This window comes from Mycobacterium sp., from assembly GCF_051006775.1.
GTDB lineage: Bacteria > Actinomycetota > Actinomycetes > Mycobacteriales > Mycobacteriaceae > Mycobacterium.
On sequence record NZ_JBPCSX010000077.1, the window covers coordinates 1 to 17,224 of the forward strand.

At 67.3% G+C, this 17,224-nt stretch carries 18 protein-coding genes; 7 read left to right on the plus strand and 11 right to left on the minus strand.

Annotated features, from left to right (window positions below; all coding sequences use genetic code 11):
• From ACR2JI_RS05820 to ACR2JI_RS05850, 7 genes are all read right to left on the minus strand, one after another.
• A partial coding sequence (locus tag ACR2JI_RS05820) for a phosphotransferase family protein (protein ID WP_526388967.1) occupies positions 1-759 on the minus strand: 759 nt, incomplete at its 3' end.
• The gene (locus ACR2JI_RS05825; RefSeq protein ID WP_526388969.1) at positions 756-2,021 is read right to left on the minus strand and encodes an acyl-CoA dehydrogenase family protein; all 1,266 of its coding nucleotides are present in this window, start codon (positions 2,019-2,021) and stop codon (positions 756-758) included. The genes ACR2JI_RS05825 and ACR2JI_RS05820, both read right to left, overlap by 4 nt.
• A complete protein-coding gene (locus tag ACR2JI_RS05830) occupies positions 2,021-2,617 on the minus strand; it encodes a TetR/AcrR family transcriptional regulator (protein WP_526388971.1) in 597 nt (198 codons plus the stop codon). Before ACR2JI_RS05830 ends, ACR2JI_RS05825 begins: the two co-directional genes overlap by 1 nt.
• The gene (locus ACR2JI_RS05835) at positions 2,614-3,510 is read right to left on the minus strand and encodes a hydroxymethylglutaryl-CoA lyase (RefSeq protein WP_526388973.1); all 897 of its coding nucleotides are present in this window, start codon (positions 3,508-3,510) and stop codon (positions 2,614-2,616) included. Before ACR2JI_RS05835 ends, ACR2JI_RS05830 begins: the two co-directional genes overlap by 4 nt.
• On the minus strand, positions 3,507-4,706 hold the full coding sequence (locus ACR2JI_RS05840) for a CaiB/BaiF CoA transferase family protein (protein ID WP_526388975.1): 1,200 nt from the start codon (positions 4,704-4,706) through the stop codon (positions 3,507-3,509). The genes ACR2JI_RS05835 and ACR2JI_RS05840 overlap by 4 nt, the downstream gene beginning before the upstream one ends.
• Positions 4,703-5,812, minus strand: coding sequence for an alpha/beta hydrolase family protein (locus ACR2JI_RS05845; protein ID WP_526388977.1), 1,110 nt, complete (start codon positions 5,810-5,812; stop codon positions 4,703-4,705). Before ACR2JI_RS05845 ends, ACR2JI_RS05840 begins: the two co-directional genes overlap by 4 nt.
• Positions 5,809-6,897 (minus strand): homogentisate 1,2-dioxygenase, encoded by a 1,089-nt coding sequence (locus tag ACR2JI_RS05850; RefSeq protein WP_526388979.1) that lies wholly within the window; start codon positions 6,895-6,897, stop codon positions 5,809-5,811. Before ACR2JI_RS05850 ends, ACR2JI_RS05845 begins: the two co-directional genes overlap by 4 nt.
• 186 nt (positions 6,898-7,083) lie before the next feature.
• Here ACR2JI_RS05850 and ACR2JI_RS05855 point away from each other — a divergent pair, with 186 nt between their 5' ends.
• Entirely contained in the window at positions 7,084-8,061 is a 978-nt protein-coding gene (locus tag ACR2JI_RS05855; protein ID WP_526388981.1) for an alpha/beta hydrolase, read from the plus strand.
• A 58-nt stretch (positions 8,062-8,119) separates the two neighbouring features.
• Here the strand turns inward: ACR2JI_RS05855 and ACR2JI_RS05860 are convergent, their stop codons facing one another.
• The 3 genes from ACR2JI_RS05860 to hisN are packed head-to-tail and all read right to left on the minus strand — an operon-like array spanning position 8,120 to position 11,472.
• Positions 8,120-9,334, minus strand: coding sequence for an acyl-CoA dehydrogenase family protein (locus ACR2JI_RS05860; RefSeq protein ID WP_526388983.1), 1,215 nt, complete (start codon positions 9,332-9,334; stop codon positions 8,120-8,122).
• Entirely contained in the window at positions 9,335-10,669 is a 1,335-nt protein-coding gene (locus ACR2JI_RS05865) for an acyl-CoA dehydrogenase family protein (RefSeq protein WP_526388985.1), read from the minus strand.
• 14 nt (positions 10,670-10,683) lie between these two features.
• Positions 10,684-11,472, minus strand: a complete 789-nt coding sequence (gene hisN / locus ACR2JI_RS05870; RefSeq protein ID WP_526388987.1) for a histidinol-phosphatase — start codon at positions 11,470-11,472, stop codon at positions 10,684-10,686.
• Between the two features lie 24 nt (positions 11,473-11,496).
• Here hisN and ACR2JI_RS05875 point away from each other — a divergent pair, with 24 nt between their 5' ends.
• On the plus strand, positions 11,497-11,817 hold the full coding sequence (locus tag ACR2JI_RS05875; RefSeq protein WP_526388989.1) for a hypothetical protein: 321 nt from the start codon (positions 11,497-11,499) through the stop codon (positions 11,815-11,817).
• A 139-nt stretch (positions 11,818-11,956) separates the two neighbouring features.
• Here the strand turns inward: ACR2JI_RS05875 and ACR2JI_RS05880 are convergent, their stop codons facing one another.
• Positions 11,957-13,312, minus strand: coding sequence for an FAD-dependent oxidoreductase (locus ACR2JI_RS05880; RefSeq protein WP_526388991.1), 1,356 nt, complete (start codon positions 13,310-13,312; stop codon positions 11,957-11,959).
• Positions 13,313-13,364: 52 nt separating this feature from the next.
• Between ACR2JI_RS05880 and prfB the strand changes: the two genes are divergently transcribed.
• The 5 genes from prfB to ACR2JI_RS05905 form a co-directional block, all read left to right on the plus strand.
• Entirely contained in the window at positions 13,365-14,483 is a 1,119-nt protein-coding gene (gene prfB / locus ACR2JI_RS05885; protein WP_526388993.1) for a peptide chain release factor 2, read from the plus strand.
• Complete coding sequence (locus tag ACR2JI_RS05890) at positions 14,476-15,444, plus strand: mechanosensitive ion channel family protein (RefSeq protein WP_526388995.1); 969 nt, start codon at positions 14,476-14,478, stop codon at positions 15,442-15,444. The genes prfB and ACR2JI_RS05890 overlap by 8 nt, the downstream gene beginning before the upstream one ends.
• A complete protein-coding gene (locus ACR2JI_RS05895) occupies positions 15,441-15,869 on the plus strand; it encodes an Rv3103c family proline-rich protein (protein ID WP_526388997.1) in 429 nt (142 codons plus the stop codon). The genes ACR2JI_RS05890 and ACR2JI_RS05895 overlap by 4 nt, the downstream gene beginning before the upstream one ends.
• 34 nt (positions 15,870-15,903) lie before the next feature.
• On the plus strand, positions 15,904-16,593 hold the full coding sequence (ftsE, locus tag ACR2JI_RS05900; RefSeq protein ID WP_526389001.1) for a cell division ATP-binding protein FtsE: 690 nt from the start codon (positions 15,904-15,906) through the stop codon (positions 16,591-16,593).
• Positions 16,593-17,224, plus strand: a 632-nt coding sequence (locus ACR2JI_RS05905; RefSeq protein ID WP_526388999.1) for a permease-like cell division protein FtsX, incomplete at its 3' end; no start/stop codon positions are given. The genes ftsE and ACR2JI_RS05905, both read left to right, overlap by 1 nt.

A 17,224-nucleotide genomic window follows, 5' to 3' on the forward strand; every position in this document is an offset into this window, starting at 1 on the left:
CTCGTAGGCCGAGACGAACTCCTCGACTGAGCCCAGGCCGCCGGCAGCCATGCCCGGCGGTGCCCCGAAGCGCCAGGCCCGGACGCCGAACCAGGCCAGGTCTTCGTGGAGGTCGCCGATGTGGACGGCCTCCCAGTCCAGCACCGCGGCGAGGGTGGAACCCTCGACGATCAGATTGCCCATCCGGAAATCGCCGTGCGTCAGCGTCCGCGGTCCGGGTTCGGGCTGGTTGGCCTCCAGCCAGCGAAACGCCCACTCGAAGGTCGCGGTGGTGTCATCGAGATCGTCGAGGCGCTGGCGCCACTCGACGAGTTCGTCGCGTTCGACGAGCTCGGACGCATCGGTCGCGGCCCGATGGATTGCGGCCAGTGCCTGACCGCACTGGTTCAGCAGCCGGGACCGCCCGGCATCGTCGAGTTGGCGCGCAATCTTGCGGACGATTGTCTCGCCGACGATCTCGTCGCAGATGAGATACGGATTACCCAGGGCAGCAGGCGAATTGGATGCGGTGATGATGTTCGGCACCGGCGCGCCGGCCTGGGCCGCGGCTGACTGCACCGCGGCCTCGAGTTCCATACTCGCGAACTGCCCCTCGGCGGTCGGAGCGGTGCGCAGGATCAACGACCGGCGGCTGGTGCCGGCGACTGCATCGAAGGCGTAGGTGATTCGGCTGGCTCCGCCGGTGAGCGGGCGCAGGTTGTCGACGACCACCTCATCCCCGAGAAACGGTCGCAGAACCAGCGTGAGTTCGTCGATCACCTGTGCTCATTCTTGGGCTGACCGAACTTGAACATCCGCTGGGCCACCCGGCGCATCTGGATCTCCTCGGCTCCCTCGGTGATCCGGTAGCGGCGGTGGTGACGGTAGATGTGCTCGAAGGGCTCATGGCGGCTGTAGCCGATGCCGCCGTGGATCTGCATCGTCCGGTCGGCGGCCTCGCACACCAGCCGGTTGGCCCGGTAGTTGGCCATCGACACCTTGTCGGACACCTCGATGTGGTGATTGCGGTCCAGCTCCCAGGCGGCGTAGCGCACCAGCAACCGCACCATCTGGGCCTCGGTCTGCAACTCCACCAGCGGCCACTGGACGGCTTGGTTGACCGCCAGTGGCTTTCCGAAGGTGACCCGCTCCCTGGCGTATCCGACCGCCCGATCGATGCAGTACTGCGCGGCCCCCAGGCTGCTGGCGGCCTGCCGGATCCTGTTCTCGTGCAGGAAGGTCTGCGCCACCTCCAGCCCGCGGTCGACCTCGCCGAGCACCGCGTCGGCCGGTACCCGGACGTTGCGTAGCTCGACCTCGGCGTGATCGGTGGGCATGTTGAAGGTCCACCAGTAGTACGGCACCTCGAAACCGGGTGCGTCGCAGGGCACCAGGAAAGCGGTGATTCCGAGCGCCTGGCCGGGTTCCCCGGAGGTGCGGGCGAACACCAGATCGTGGGTGGCCCGGTGCACGCCGGTGTTCCAGCGCTTGGAGCCGTTGATCACCCAGTGCCGGTCCCCGGGATCACCCTCGAGGCGCGCGGTGGTCTCCAGCCAGGTGGCGTCACTGCCGTGGTCGGGTTCGGTGAGGCCGAAGGCCATCGACCGCTTACCGGTGAACATGGCCTCAATCCACTCGGCCTTCTGCTCCTCGGTGCCGAACCGGTCCATCATGATGATCTGTGGGAAGTTGCCGACGATGGATGACTCGTCCTGCAGATCGTTGTGCAGGCCGAGTCCCCTGTGCGCCAGGTGCTCGCGGATCACGGCCATGTCCAGGTTGCTGCCGTCGCGGCCACCGAATTTCGACGGCAGTCCGTAGCGCAGCCAGCCCGCCTTGTCGGCACGGCGGCGCATCTCGTCGAGCAGGTCCTCCCAGTCCCGGTTCGGTATGCCGCCCCTGTCGAGATCGGTGCGGGCGAACTCCCGGCGGCGGTCGAAGTACTGCATGTTCTCCCGCTCGAGCGGCTTGATCTCCGCTTCGATGAAGGCGTCCATCTCGGCCAGCAGTGGCGGAAGATGATCGGGCAGGGTGAAGTCCATCAGTTCTCCTTGGGATTGCCGTAGAGGGTCTTTTTCCAGATCGTGGACAGCGCGGTGACGGCGGCCTCATCGGAGAGACCTTCGGCCAGGCTGACGCTGGTGAAGCGCTCGAAGAGCAGGGCGATCGCCAGGGCGATGTGATCGATATCAAGTTCGGCCGCGTAACCCTGCTGTTGGGCTTTGCGAACCGAGGCGCTGACGACATCGATGCCGACCCGGCGGAACCGGTTCCGCAGCAGGGCGAAGCGCGGTTCGGTGGCGGCCAGCTGATCGACGCCGATCATGATGCCGACATTGGGTTTGAAGGTCGTCCAGTACGCGCTGACGACCGCGACGAAATAGTCGGCATCGGCGGGTGGCTGCGACCGGCCGTCGCGGACCTCGTCGAGGAAGGAGTCCGCCAGCGCTGCCAGCAGATCCTCCTTATCGGCGAAGTAGCGGTAGAACGCCGCCGGTGACTTGCCGGCCGCGGATGTGATATCGGCCAGGGTGGTGCCGTGGAAACCCCTCTCGGCGAACAGCTTTCGGGCAGCGTCCTCGATGGCCAGGCGGGTGGCCCTGCCCTTGGTGCTCAAAGTTCTGGTGGCTGCTGTCATCTGGTGCGGTCTCCGGCACGCAGCAGTGCGCTGGGCAGATCATGTCCGACCACCGATCGCGCCACCCGTGCAGCCTCGATTGCGGCGGCCAGATCGACGTCGACGCCCACCCCGCTGTCGGTGAGCAGATACACCAGATCCTCGGTGGCGATATTGCCACTGGCGCCCGGGGCGAACGGGCAGCCGCCGAGCCCGCCCACCGAGGAGTCCAGGCGGGTGATGCCGGCGCTCACCGCGGCCCATGCACTGGCCAGTCCGGTGCCGCGGGTGTTGTGGAAGTGGGCGCCCAGTGGCCGTGTGCCGACTCGCGGGCGCACCAGGTTCACCAGCTCGGTGACCCGCCCCGGCGTCGCGGTGCCGATGGTGTCGGCGATGGCGATCCGGTCGGCGCCGTGCGCGCAAGCGGCGTCGACCACGTCGAGCACCCGCTGCGGTGGCGTGGGCCCGTCGAACGGGCAGTCCCATGAGGTGGAGATGATCACCTCGACGGCTGCCCCGGCGTCGTGCGCGATCGCAACGATATCGGCGATCTGCGCGGCGGCCTCGGCGCTGCTGCGCCCGACGTTGGCGTGGCTGTGCCCGTCGGCCGCGGACACCACGTACTCCACAGACCGGAAGCCGGCGGCGATCGCGCGGTGCACCCCGTTAGGGCTGGCAACCAGCGCCGAGAACTCGATGTCGGGGTAGTCGGCCAGTGCGGCCGCCAGTTCGGGCGCATCAGCGAGTGCGGGCACCTTCGAGGGAGAGACGAAGGCGGTGGCTTCGACCTCGCGCACCCCGGTGGCCGCGATCGCAGCCAGCAGTTCCAGCTTGGCTGCCAACGGGATCGGGTTCTCGATCTGCAGGCCGTCGCGGAGCGCGACCTCACGGATGGTCACATGGTCGACGGTCACAGCACTCCCTGTTCGGTCAGTTTGTCGATTTCGCCGGCGCTCAGGCCCAGCAGTTCTCCGTACACCTCGGCGTTGTGCTGCCCGGGCCGCGACGATCCGGCGTGGCGCACGCCACCGGGACTCTCTGAGAGCACGGGAACGATGCCGGGACCGAGTACGTCGCGGCCGATTCGTTCGTCGAAATGTTCGACGAGCATGCCGCGTGCCAGGAACTGTGGATCGCGCACCACCTCCGCGACGGTGTTGATCGGACCCGCGATAACGCCTGCGGCGTTGAGAGTTTCGATGATGTCACCGGGCTGACGGGTGGCCGCCCACTCGCCGATGATGGCGTCGATCTCGTCCTGGTTGATGCCGCGGGCGCGGTGATCGACGAACCGCTCGTCGGTAGCGAGCTCGGGATGGCCCATCACCTCGCACAGCCGCCGGAAGACGGTGTCCTGGTTGGCGGCGATGACCACCCAGCTGCCGTCGGCGCTGCGGTAGATGTTGGACGGCGCGATGCCTTCCAGCCGGGTGCCCGACGGGCCGCGCACCACACCGCCGATGTCGTAGTCGGGGATGGTGGACTCCTGCACCGCCAGGCAGGCCTCGGTGATCGCGGTGTCGACAACCTGACCTTCGCCGGTGACGGTGCGGCGGTAGAGCGCGGCGAGTGCACCCTGGGCGGCGAACATACCGGCGAGGGTGTCACCGAGGGACAGCGCGAGCCGCGGCGGCGGGCCACCCGGGAAGCCGTTCATATGGCGAAGCCCGCTGACCGCCTCGGCGACCGAGGCGTAGCCGGCCTTGGCGGCGTCCGGCCCGGTTTGGCCGTAACCGGACACCCGCACCAGGATGATGCCCCGGTTGCGTTGGCGCAGAACGTCATAACCCAGATCCCAGCGCTCCAGGGTCCCGGGACGGAAATTCTCCACGACGATGTCGGCCTGCTTGACGAGATCGAGGAACAGCTCCCGGCCGCGGGGCTCGCGCAGGTTGAGCGTGACGGCCTTCTTATTGCGGGCGTGCACTGTCCAGAAGAAGCGCATGCCATCGAGTTCGGCCTGTCCCCAGGTGCGGATCGGATCCGGTGCGCCGGGCGGTTCGATCTTGATGACGTCGGCGCCCATATCGCCGAGCAGCCGGCCGCAGAACGGCCCGGATATCAGCGTGCCGACTTCCAGTACCCGGATGCCGTCCAACGCGCCGGTCACGAGAAGCCTTGCCTTGCAGTCCAGTCGGTGACGATCCCGACCGCCTGTGCCAGCGTCTCGCGCTGATCCGGACCGGAGTAGTAGTGGTTTGCGCCGGGGATCTCGTGCATCTCCTTGTCTTGCGTGCCGATCGCCTCGAAGAGCCGCCGGGTGTGGCTGGGTGTGCAGGCGTCGTCGGCGAGGTTGCCGATCACCAGGGTGGGTACCGCGACATCGTGCCCGCAGGCGATGCCGTCACCGCGGGCGTCGTCATAACTCCACTGCGACAGCCAGCTGCGCAGTGAGCAGAACCGGGCCAGTCCGATGGGGGAGTTGTTGACGATCCGTGGGTCGCCCAGATAGCAGGTGCCCGGCTCGCGGTCGTTGGGGTCGACGCTTGCGTCCAGCCAGCGCGGATCAGCCATGGTGCCGTGCACCACGAAGCAGAACTCCTCGTCACCGCGTCCGCGGGACTCCAGTTCGGCTTGTTTCTCCTTGACCCACTTGGTGATTCGCCGATTGCGGTCGATCTGGGCCTGCCGGTAGCGGTCCAGGAATTCCGGCGTGTAGGGCGGCTGATTGGGGTTGTCGGGGTTGTACAGGTCGAGTTCGGGATCACGGTTCGTGGGGTCCGACTCGTCGAGGATGGAGGCGTCCAGCCATTCGGTCAGCGTCCCGTGCCGGCTGATGTGGGCGGCGAGCAGCATGATGCCATCGGCGGGGACGAGGCCGCGTGCAGCCGCTTGCTGCTGGTAGTAGAGCGACAGTGATCCGCCTCCGCTCCAGCCGGCCAGCACAACCTTCGAATAGCCGAGCCTGCTTGTGGCGTCGTTGATCACCGCGCCGAGGTCGTCGACCACCTTTTCCATGATCAGAGCGGAGTCGGTGCCGCGGAACCGGCTGTTGGCGTAGATGACGTGATGACCGGCGCGGGCCAGTGCGTTGACCATCGGCAGATAGGCCCCGCCGCCGATCGGGTGCATGAACACCAGAACGGTCGCGCTGTCCACTTCGGGTTTGAGCAGATAGCTCTCCAACACCACGATCTCGGCCAGCCCGCCGTAGACGTCGCGGACACCCGAATTGTTGGGGAAGGCAACCAGATACGGGATGCGCTCGTACTTCACCGGTGCTGCCCCAAATCGGCGGCCAGCACGGCCTCCGACGGGATCAGTCGTCGGCTGGTGTCGATGGCGATGACCTTCCATTCGATGGTGTCGTACTCGTCGAATTTGCGGCGGGCTCGTTCGCGGGCCCGTTCGGGGGCGCCGTGGTGCACGCCCTGGGGCGAGTGGGCGATCAGCCCCGGCGGCATCGGCTGGCCGTAGAGCGATCCACCGTGGAAGAACGCGATCTCGTCGAAGTCGACGTTGCGGTGGTACCAGGGCGTGCGTTCGGTGCCCGGCACCTTCTCGGCCGGCTTGGGTAGGAAGTTGCACACCAGCACTCCGGTCGCCTGCATGAAGGTGTGCACGGTCGGCGGCAGATGCACGCTGTCGGACGTGACGACGTTGTAGTCGTCGATGTTGAAGGTGAATGCGAAGTTGTCGCCGCGCCAGCCCACGACGTCGAGCGGATTGTGGTCATAGAAGAGCGACGTCGGTCCGCCGTCATGAATGAGGCGCACCTCGTACTCCCCGCGACCGTCGTCGTCGAAGGCGTGGGCTTCCGGGATGACGGCCAGCCCCGGATCAAACGGCCAGTGCCGGCCGAGCGTGCCGGCCGGGGGAGCGCGGAACTCATCTGCCTCGATCATCAGCCAGATGGACGGCGACGACGGCAGTTGACGCCAGGTGCATGCCTTGGGCAGGTAGATCCAGTCGCCGGTGCGGTAGTCCAGCGGCCCGAACTCGGTCTCGAGCCGGCCCTCGCCCTGGTGGACGAAGCACAGCAGGTCCCCGTCGACGTGTCGCACGTAGTAATCCGTGGTGCCCTGATCAGGGGCCGGGGTGCGCCGGCTCAGCGAGATGCGGCAGTCGGCGTTGGAGAACAGCAGCACCGGCGCCTCCCCCACGGGGATCTGGTCAGCCAGCACGTCTACCGGCCGCAGCGGGCCGACGGCGCGAAATTGGGTCGGGTCGTGCTGCCGGAACAGGCTGGCTGTGCGGCCGGTGAAGCCGTTGCGGCCGAGTTCGTCATCCTTGAGGCCGTCGAGGTCGGCGTGGATCCGCCGCGGGGTAGTGCCTTTTCGCAGATGGACGAAGGATTCCATGACGCTCCCAGGGTGGTCGTGGACCAAAACTGAAAGTGACATTACTTTCGACTCAGTGCCCTGACAAGGCCTGATGTGCTCCGAGGGCGACCTGCGGACGCGTGTTCAGTTTCGTCCGTTCGCGCCGCCGTGTTTTACTTTCCCCTTAATCGAACAATCGGTGTAGAAGAAAGCTGGGGTGGATTGGTGAAATCCGTCTTCGAGAAGGTGCGCGGCCTGTCGCGTCGGTTCGCTGTCGCGGCAGTCGCTGCGGCGGCCCTGCCCGCCCTGGTGGGTGTGGCAGGCGGTTCGGCGACGGCGAGCGCGTTCTCGCGGCCTGGCCTGCCGGTCGAGTACCTGGACGTGCCGTCGGCCTCCATGGGCAAGAACATCCGGGTTCAGTTCCAGAGCGGCGGCCCGAACTCTCCGAACGTGTGGCTGCTCGACGGCCTGCGCGCGCAGGATGACTACAGCGGCTGGGACATCAACACCCAGGCGTTCGAGTGGTACCTGAACTCCGGCCTGTCGGTCTCCATGCCGGTCGGCGGTCAGTCCAGCTTCTACGCCGACTGGTACCGGCCCGCCTGCGGTAAGGCCGGCTGCTCGACCTACAAGTGGGAGACCTTCCTGACCCAGGAAGCCCCGGCGTGGCTGAAGGCCAACCGGGACGTGCGGCCCACCAACAACGCCGCTGTCGGCCTGTCGATGGCCGGCTCGGCCTCGATGTCCCTGGCCGCATGGCATCCGGAGCAGTTCATCTACGCCGGTTCGATGTCTGGCTTCCTGAACCCGTCCGAGGGCTGGTGGCCCGGCCTGATCAACGTCTCCATGGGTGACGCCGGCGGCTACAAGTCCAACGACATGTGGGGTCCGTCCAGTGACCCGGCCTGGCAGCGCAACGATCCGATGGTTCAGATCCCGCGCCTGGTGGCCAACAACACCCGCCTCTGGGTCTACTGCGGTAACGGCCAGCCCAACGAGCTCGGCGGCGGCGACGTGCCGGCCACCTTCCTGGAAGGTCTGACCATCCGCACCAACCGGACGTTCAAGGACGTCTATCTGGCCGCCGGTGGCACCAACGCGGTGTTCAACTTCCCGGACAACGGCACGCACAACTGGGCCTACTGGGGCCGCGAACTGCAGGCGATGAAGCCTGATCTGCAGCGCGTCCTCAACGGAGGCTAAGAGATCCGAGAAAGCGGCCCCCCGGCATCTGCCGGGGGGCCGCTTTTCGTTGGTGGGACTACTTGAGCTCCGCTGAGCTCAGGCCCAGCAGCCGCCGTGCCACCACGAGCAGCTGGATCTGCTGGGTGCCTTCGAAGATGTCCAGGATCTTGGAGTCGCGCGCCCACTTCTCCAGCAGGGTCTGCTCGGAATAGCCTGTGGTGCCGGCCAATTCGACGGCCTTGAGGGTGATGTCGCTGGCAACCCGGGCGGCCTTGGCCTTGCCCATGGAGGCTTCCTTGGAATTGGGGATGTTGTTGTCGGCCTGCCACGCGGAGCGCAGTGTCAGCAGATAACCGGCCTCCCAGTCGGCCTCCATCCGCAGGAACTCCGCGGCTGCCGCACTCTGGGTGTGGGCGGGCTTGTCGTAGCAGATCTCCACACCTGCTCCCGTGAGGATGGTGCGCAATTCCTCCAGTGCAGCCCGGGCTACCCCGACGGCCATCGCGGCCACGATCGGCCGGGTGTTGTCGAAGGTCTCCATAACTCCGGCGAAGCCCTTGTCCACCTGGATATCCGGGCTGCCGAGCAGGTTCGTCGCGGGGACGCGGACATTGTCGAAGCGGATCGCGGCGGTGTCGGAGGCCTTGATTCCGAGTTTGTGCTCGAGGCGTTCCACCGTGACGCCGGGGTACTCCCGCGGCACGATGAAACTCTTGATCGCGGCGCGGCCCAGTGACTTGTCGAGGGTGGCCCACACCACGATGTGGGTGGCACGCCCGCCCGCGGTGACGTAGATCTTCTCGCCGTTGATGACGTACTCGTCGCCGTCGAGCACCGCTGTGGTCGACACCGCAGCCGAGTCCGACCCGAAGGACGGTTCGGTGATGGCCATCGCCGCCCAGATATTGCCGCCGAGTGCCGCCAGTTGCTCGTCGGTGGCCACCCCGGAGATGGCGGCATTACCCAGGCCCTGGCGCGGCACCGACAGCAGCAGCGCGATATCGCCCCAGGAGATCTCGAGCGCGTTGACCAACGCGGACATGTTGGCGCCGTTGATATTTCCCTTGGGGCCGTCATCGCTGTCACGGAACGCGTCGGTGCCGGCGAAGGAGATGGTCTTGGCCGCGGTCATACCCTCGAAGAGGGAGGAGATGGTGTCCAGCTCGACCGGGTAGGTGTGTTCGTTGAGGTCGTACTTGCGTGAGATCGGTCGCAGGATCTCCACGGCGGCCTTATGCGACATGTCGATGACGGCCTGCAGCTTGCGGGGCAGTTCCAGATTGATCGCCATCTACAGCACCACCACTCCCTCGGCGACGCCGATGGCCCGCAGGTCGCGGTACCAGCGTTCGACCGGATGTTCCTTGGTGAAGCCATGTCCGCCGAGCAATTGCACGCCGTCCAGGCCGATCCGCATGCCCTTGTCGGCGGCCAACTTTCGGGCCAGGGCAGCCTCCCGCGCGAACGGCAGGCCGCCATCGGCGCGGGCGGCGCCGCGCCAGGTGACCAGCCGCAGACCATCAAGTTCGATGGCGATATCGGCGCACATGAACGCCACCGACTGTCGGCGGGCGATGGGCTCGCCGAAGGCCTCGCGCTCCTTGATGTACGGGATGACGTAGTCCAGAACCGCCTGCGAGGTGCCGACGGCCAAGGCCGCCCAGCCCAGCCGGGACAGCGCGATCACTTCCGAGTAGTCGGCATCCGCGCCGAGGCGCGCCTCGGTCGGCACCGACACCTTGGTGAGCTGGACCCGGCCGAGCGCGGCCGCCCGGATACCCATGCTGGGGTCGGCCGTGACGGTCACCCCCGGACTGGACGCCTCGACGATGAACATCGCCGGGCGACCGTTGAGTTGTGCTGCCACAACGAACAATTCGGCATCGGCGGCGGCGGGCACCAGGGACTTGACTCCGTCGAGGCGATAGCCGCTGGGAGTGCGCACCGCGATGGTCTTGAGGGCGGTGGGGTCGAACAGCGGGTGCGGTTCGGCGATCGCCACGCACGCCTGCGGCACATGCTCGCCGGCGAACTCCGTGAGGTAGGTCGCCTGCTGGTCGGCGTTGCCCCACTGGGTCAGCGCCGCGGCGACACCGCCGGGGGCCAGGATCGGCAGCGCCAGTCCCATATCGCCATGGGCCAGCGCCTCGGCCACCAGGGCATTGGTGACGGTGCTGCGCTGCTCGGCGATTCCGTCGAAGTCCTCGGGCACCTTGATCGCGGTGACCCCGAGTTCGGCGGCCTTGGTGATCAGATCCGGCGGGTAGGCCGCGGCGTCGTCGCCCTCGCGGGCGGCCGGACGCAGGATTACGGCGGCGAACTCCTTGACCGTCTCGACGATCATCCGCTGATCGTCGTCGGGGGTGAGGTCGAAGTAGTCGGCGGTGTTCGGCGCCAACCGGGTCGGCGGTTTGCCGAGACCCTGGACCTTGGTGAACTGACGGGTGGTGGCGCCGGCCGCCGAGAAACCTTTCTGCACGCCGATTTTGAGCAACCGGTTCAGCGGGTCACGCAGGCCCCGGCGATCGAGGAAGTCGCTGCTGATGACCGGGGCGAGCAGCCTCATGCCGACGTCGATGGCGTCGCGCTTGTGTCGGTGCCGGCCGACGCCGCGGTCAGGGTCCATCGGATCAGCCTATCTTACTCCGGAGTAAGGTAGGCCAGCGCGGCCGCGTGTAGCAGCGTGTTTGTCGCCACAGTGCTGCCGCCGTGCGGGCCGGGGACGCCGGCCAGGTTGGTGAACGTCCCGCCGGCTTCGCGGACCAGGATGTCCAATGGCGCCAGATCCCAGAGCTTCACCTCCGGTTCGGCGGCGATGTCGACGGCTCCCTCGGCCAGCAGGCAGTAGGAGAAGAAGTCGCCGTAGCCGCGCACCCGCCACACCGCGTCGGTGAGCGCCACGAAGCGCTCCCGCAGTCCGCGTTCGGCCCACCCGGACAGACTGGAGAACGACAGGCTCGCCTCGGCGAGGTCGGCGACTCCGGAGACCGACAGCCGTCGGGCAGGACCCTCGCCGAATGCGGTGTGGGCGCCCAGGCCGGCCGCGGCCCACCACCGCCGGTTCAGCGCCGGGGCGCTGACCACCCCGACCACCGGGACGCCGTCGTGCAGCAGCGCGATGAGGGTGGCCCACACCGGAACCCCGCGAACGAAGTTCTTGGTGCCGTCGATCGGGTCGATCACCCACTGGCGGCCGCGGTCCAGCGGCTCACCGCCGTGCTCCTCGCCGAAGATCGCGTCATCGGGACGCCGCGCGGCCAGCACGTCACGCAGCGCTGATTCGACCGCGATATCGGCATCGCTGACCGGGGTCAGGTCGGGTTTGTGCTCGACGTGGAGGTCCAGCGCACCGAACCGGGCCCCGGTGATTGCATCGGCGTGGGCGGCCAGATCCAGCGCCAGGTCCAGATCGGACTGCACATCGGTCATGGCTGCAGTCCTACCATGGGCAGCATGTGGGAGTTCGCAGTGCTGTTGCTGATCATCGGTTCACTGGCCCTGGTGCTGGGGCCGCGGCTGATGGGGCGGCGCGGCCCGCGCGGTGAGATGGCGCCGGGCACCCTGCTGGTGACGGGCCTGAGCCCGCGACCGGATGAGCCCGGTGAGCACTTCGTCACCATCACCGGGGTGATCACCGGGCCGACCGTCGCCGAGCATGTGGTCTATCAGCGGATGGCCGTCGACGCCGCCAACTGGCCGACCATGGGCCAGCTCATCCCGGTGGTGTACTCGCCGAAGAACCCGGACAAGTGGTTCTTCGCGCCGCCCGCCTAGGTCCACCCCGTCCAGCGCCCTAGGTCCACCCCTCCAGCGTGAAGCTATCTTCACTGCCCGCGCCGAGGGTGAAGATAGCTTCACGTGCGGCGGAAAGGGGGAGGGCGCGGGGAGGGCGCGGGGGTGCGGCTGGGGCACCCTAGCCGTGCGCGACGCGCAGCATGTCGGCCACGCTGGTCAGCTTGACCCGCGGACGGCCGTGCGGCTCACCGGCTGAGCGCTCGTGGCTATCGAGCACCCGCCAGTGCTCCCCGGTGATCAGCTGTGGCGAGCACTCCAGCAGCCAGGCCGCCAGTTCGTCGGGGTCGGCTCCGCGCGCCGAAGCTGAGGCCAGATCGGCCACCAGGGTGTCGACGGTGTCCTGCGAGTCGCTCTTGTTCGTGCCGATCACCCCCGACGGCCCGCGCTTGATCCAGCCAGTGACGTAATCGTTGACCCGTCCGGTGATCTTGCCGCCGGTGTGCGGGATCGTCCCGCGGCTGTCGTCGAAGGGCAGGCCCGGTACCGGCACGCCGGCGTAGCCGACGGCCCGCACCACCAGGTGCACCGGCAGGGTCTCGCGCTCGCCGGTATCGCGGGCCACCACGCGGCCGTCGTGCTCGACGAGTTCGTTGCGGCCCAGCACGATCTCCTCGGCGTGCCCGGATCCGGTGATCTGCACCGGCGAGGTGGCGAACCGGAACACGATCCGGCGGTGCCCCTCCCGCGGCGCGCGGGTCGCGTAATCGCGGAGCACCTTGATATTGGCGGCCTCGGTCTTGCCGGCGGCCACGGCGTCCTCATCGCTGATGCCGGCCAGATCGGCCGGGTCGACGATGACGTCCACTCCCTCGAGTTCGCCGAGTTCCCGGATTTCCAGCGTGGTGAAGGCGGCCTGCAACGGCCCGCGGCGGCCGGCGATCACCACTTCGGAAATTCCCTTGGCGCGCAACGCCTCCAGGGCGTGATCGGCGATGTCGGTCTTGGCCAGAACGTCGGGATCGGTCACCAGGATTCGTGCGACGTCGATGGCCACGTTCCCATTGCCGATCACCACCGCTCGGCCCGTCGAGATGTCGGGGTCCATATCGGTGAAGTGCGGGTGGGCGTTGTACCAGCCGACGAAGTCCACCGCCGGCACGCTTCCGGGGAGATCCTCGCCGGGGATCCCCATTGTCCGGTCGGACTGGGTGCCCACCGCATAGACCACGGCGTCGTAACGGTCGGACAGTTCGTCAGTTGAAACGTGTTCGCCCACGGTGACATTGCCGAAGAAGCGGAAGCGTGGATCCTCGGCGGTCTTCTCGAAGGTCCGGCTGATCGACTTGATCTTGGGGTGGTCGGGGGCCACGCCGGAGCGCACCAAACCCCAAGGAGTCGGCAGCATTTCGATCATGTCGATCCGGACGTCGGGCCCACCGGCGCCGGCCGACTCGGCACCGAACCGCAGCAGCGACGCCGCGGCGAAGAATCCTGACGGGCCGGCACCGACGACCGCTACGTGAAACGGGGGCATTGTCGGATGGTAGCGGGGGCCGGTTAGGACCTCGCCGGTAACGTGACACCTCGTGGATCTGGACCGACAGTCTGACATCGACGCCCTCGACACCACTCTGACCACGGTGGAGCGGGTGATCGACGTCGATGAGCTGCGGGCGACGATCGAGCGGCTGGAGAACGAGGCCGCCGATCCGAAGCTGTGGGATGACCAGGCCAACGCCCAGAAGGTCACCAGCGAGCTCTCGCACGCCCAGGCCGACCTGCGCCGCATCGAGGGCCTGCGCGGCCGGCTCGACGACCTGCCGGTGCTCTACGAGATGGCGGCGGAAGAGCAGGGCGCCGGCGCGGAGGCGGCGCTGGCCGAGGCCGACGCCGAGCTCAGGGCACTGCAGGCCGATATCGAGGCCATGGAGGTCCGCACCCTGCTGTCCGGCGAGTACGACGAGCGCGAGGCGCTGGTCACCATCCGGTCCGGTGCCGGCGGGGTGGACGCCGCCGACTGGGCCGAGATGCTGATGCGGATGTACATCCGCTGGGCCGAGCAGCACAACTACGGCGTGGAGGTGTTCGACACCTCCTACGCCGAGGAGGCCGGCATCAAGAGCGCCACCTTCGCGGTGCACGCCCCGTACGCCTACGGCACGCTCTCGGTCGAACAGGGCACCCACCGGCTGGTGCGGATCAGCCCGTTCGACAACCAGGCCCGCCGCCAGACCTCCTTCGCCGAAGTCGAGGTGCTGCCGGTCACCGAGACCACCGACCACATCGACATCCCGGAGACCGACGTCCGCGTCGACGTCTACCGCTCCAGCGGACCGGGCGGGCAGTCGGTCAACACCACCGACTCGGCGGTGCGGCTGACCCATATCCCGACCAACATCGTGGTGACCTGTCAGAACGAGAAGTCGCAGCTGCAGAACAAGGTGTCGGCGATGCGGGTGCTGCAGGCCAAACTGCTGGAGCGCAAACGTCACGAGGAGCGCGCCGAGATGGACGCCCTCAAGGGCGACGGCGGCAGCTCATGGGGCAACCAGATGCGCTCCTACGTGCTGCACCCCTACCAAATGGTCAAGGATCTGCGGACCGAGTACGAGGTCGGCAATCCGACCGCCGTCCTGGACGGGGATATCGACGGGTTCCTCGAGGCGGGGATCCGCTGGCGCAACCGGCGCGACGACGATGAGTGAATTTGTGGCCGTCGCCACGGGAACGACTGATTTCGCCATCAGCGCCGCGGGTGGCCGCTGGCATGACTTCTGGCACGGCGAACTCGGCGAGTCGGTCCTGACCAAGACGATGAGCATTGCACTGCTGATCATCGGTGCGGTGCTGGCGTCCCGGTTCATCAGCTGGCTGGCCGGCCGGATCAGCCGGCGGATGGACGCCAGATTCCAGAACAGCGATGATCTGGTCCGCACCGAGGGCTCCAAGCACCGCCAGGCCGTCGCCTCGGTGATCTCGTCGGTGGCCATCGCACTGGTGGGTGTCATGGTCATAGTCGAGATCACCGATATCCTGGCCGTCCCGGTGAGCTCGCTGGTGGCACCGGCCGCGGTGATCGGCGCCGCACTGGGTTTCGGTGCGCAGCGCATCGTTCAGGACCTACTGGCCGGTTTTTTCATCATCACCGAAAAGCAGTACGGCTTCGGCGATCTGGTGCAGCTGACCCTGGGTTCGAGCAATGACGCCATGGGCACCGTCGAGGATGTGACCCTGCGCGTCACCAAGCTGCGCACCCCGGAGGGGGAGATGTACACGATCCCCAACGGTCAGATCATGAAGACGCTCAACCTGTCCAAGGACTGGGCGCGTGCGGTGATCGACATCCCGGTGCCCAGCAGTGCCGACGTCAAGAAGGTCAACGAGGTTCTGCACGCCGTATGCGATGCCGCACCGAGTGACCCGACACTGCACGATCTGCTCCTGGAAAAGCCGAAGCTGATGGGTGTGAAGAGCATCGAACTGGACACCGTCAATCTGCAGATGACTGCCCGCACACTGCCGGGCAAACAGTTCGACGTCGGCCGGCGACTGCGGCTGCTGGTGATCGCGGCGCTGAGCAAGGCCGGTATCGCCAGCGCGGTCGCCGCACCCCCCGTTGACGAGGCCGCCGTGGGCGGGGTGGGGCAGGAGGGTCAGCAGCCGTGACCAATCCTCGCGAAGGCAGGAACTGGCCGCGCTTCATCCTGGGCGGCCGGATGCGCACCTCCACCCTGGTGCTGATCCTTGCGTTCATCGGGATCGGCTGGCTCTACGAGACCTACGAGCCCCCGCCGTCGCCGCCCGACCAGGTGCCGGCCACCGAGGTGGTGCCGCCGGGCTTCATCCCGGATCCGGCCTACACCTGGGCGCCGCGCACCGACGTGCAACGGCACACCCCGACCGAGACCACGGCGGAGACCACACCCGCGACCACGCCCGGGACCACGACCAGCATGACGCCGCCGTCGACGACGGAGGCCAGTCCGACGACAACGCCGGTGACGCCGACGCCCAGTGGGGAGCCGGCCAGCACGTCGACGCCGTCCTCGGCGCGCCCCACCACGCCGGTGCCACCCGCGCCGACGCCCTAGCCCCGTGCGGCCACGACTAGACTTGGCCCCCGTGATGATCAGCCTGGACCATGTCTCCAAGCAGTACAAGGCGTCGGCGAGGCCTGCGCTGGACAACGTCACGCTCAAGATCGACAAGGGTGAGTTCGTCTTCCTGATCGGCCCCTCGGGGTCGGGCAAGTCCACGTTCATGCGGTTGCTGCTGGCTGAGGAGTCGCCCACCTCCGGCGAGGTCCAGGTGTCGAAGTTCCACGTCAACAAGCTTTCCGGCCGCAACATCCCCAAACTTCGACAGGTGATCGGCTGCGTCTTTCAGGATTTCCGGCTGCTGCAGCAGAAGACCGTGTTCGAGAACGTCGCCTTCGCCCTTGAGGTGATCGGCAAACCGTCGGACACCATCAAGAAGGTGGTCCCGGAGGTGCTGGAGATGGTCGGGCTCTCCGGCAAGGCAAACCGGCTGCCGGCCGAACTGTCCGGTGGTGAGCAGCAGCGGGTGGCGATCGCCCGGGCGTTCGTCAACCGGCCCCTGGTGCTGCTGGCCGACGAGCCCACCGGCAACCTCGACCCGGAAACCAGCCGGGACATCATGGACCTGCTGGACCGGATCAACCGGACCGGCACCACCGTGCTGATGGCCACCCACGACCACCACATCGTCGACTCCATGCGCCAACGGGTGGTGGAGCTCTCGCTGGGCCGGCTGGTCCGCGACGAGCAGCGCGGCGTCTACGGAATGGACCGCTGATGCGCGCCGGCTTTCTGGTCAATGAGGTCGTCACCGGGCTCCGCCGCAACGTCACCATGACGATCGCGATGATCCTGACGACCGCGATCTCACTGGGCCTGCTCGGCGGCGGTCTGCTGGTGGTCCGGCTGGCCGATCAGTCGCGCAATATCTACCTCGACCGTGTCGAGAGTCAGGTGTTCCTGACCCCGGACGTCTCGGCGAATGACCCCAGCTGTGACGGGGATGCGTGTAAAGCGTTGCGCACCAAGATCGAAGAGCGCGATGACGTCAAGAGCGTGCGGTATCTCAACCGTGACGACGCCTACAACGATGCGGTGACGAAGTTTCCGGAGTACCGCGACGTCGCGAGCAAGGACTCGTTCCCGGCCTCGTTCATCGTCAAACTCAATCAGCCCGAGCAGCACAAGGATTTCGACACCGCTCTGCAGGGGCAGCCCGGTGTGCTCAATGTGCTCAACCAGAAGGATCTGATCGACCGGTTGTTCGCCGTGCTCGACGGGCTGTCCAAGGTCGCGTTCGCGATCGCGGTGGTGCAGGCCATCGGCGCAGTTCTGTTGATCGCCAACATGGTTCAGGTCGCGGCCTACACCAGACGCACCGAGATCGGGATCATGCGCATGGTGGGCGC

Coding starts and splice junctions, on each gene's coding strand:
- ftsE (WP_526389001.1), top strand. CDS start 15,904: ATGATCAGCCTGGACCATGTCTCCAAGCAGTACAAGGCGTCGGCGAGG.
- hisN (WP_526388987.1), bottom strand. CDS start 11,472: ATGACCGATGTGCAGTCCGATCTGGACCTGGCGCTGGATCTGGCCGCC.
- ACR2JI_RS05860 (WP_526388983.1), bottom strand. CDS start 9,334: ATGGCGATCAATCTGGAACTGCCCCGCAAGCTGCAGGCCGTCATCGAC.
- ACR2JI_RS05825 (WP_526388969.1), bottom strand. CDS start 2,021: ATGGACTTCACCCTGCCCGATCATCTTCCGCCACTGCTGGCCGAGATG.
- ACR2JI_RS05850 (WP_526388979.1), bottom strand. CDS start 6,897: ATGGAATCCTTCGTCCATCTGCGAAAAGGCACTACCCCGCGGCGGATC.
- ACR2JI_RS05875 (WP_526388989.1), top strand. CDS start 11,497: ATGTGGGAGTTCGCAGTGCTGTTGCTGATCATCGGTTCACTGGCCCTG.
- ACR2JI_RS05890 (WP_526388995.1), top strand. CDS start 14,476: ATGAGTGAATTTGTGGCCGTCGCCACGGGAACGACTGATTTCGCCATC.
- ACR2JI_RS05830 (WP_526388971.1), bottom strand. CDS start 2,617: ATGACAGCAGCCACCAGAACTTTGAGCACCAAGGGCAGGGCCACCCGC.
- ACR2JI_RS05880 (WP_526388991.1), bottom strand. CDS start 13,312: ATGCCCCCGTTTCACGTAGCGGTCGTCGGTGCCGGCCCGTCAGGATTC.
- ACR2JI_RS05865 (WP_526388985.1), bottom strand. CDS start 10,669: ATGGACCCTGACCGCGGCGTCGGCCGGCACCGACACAAGCGCGACGCC.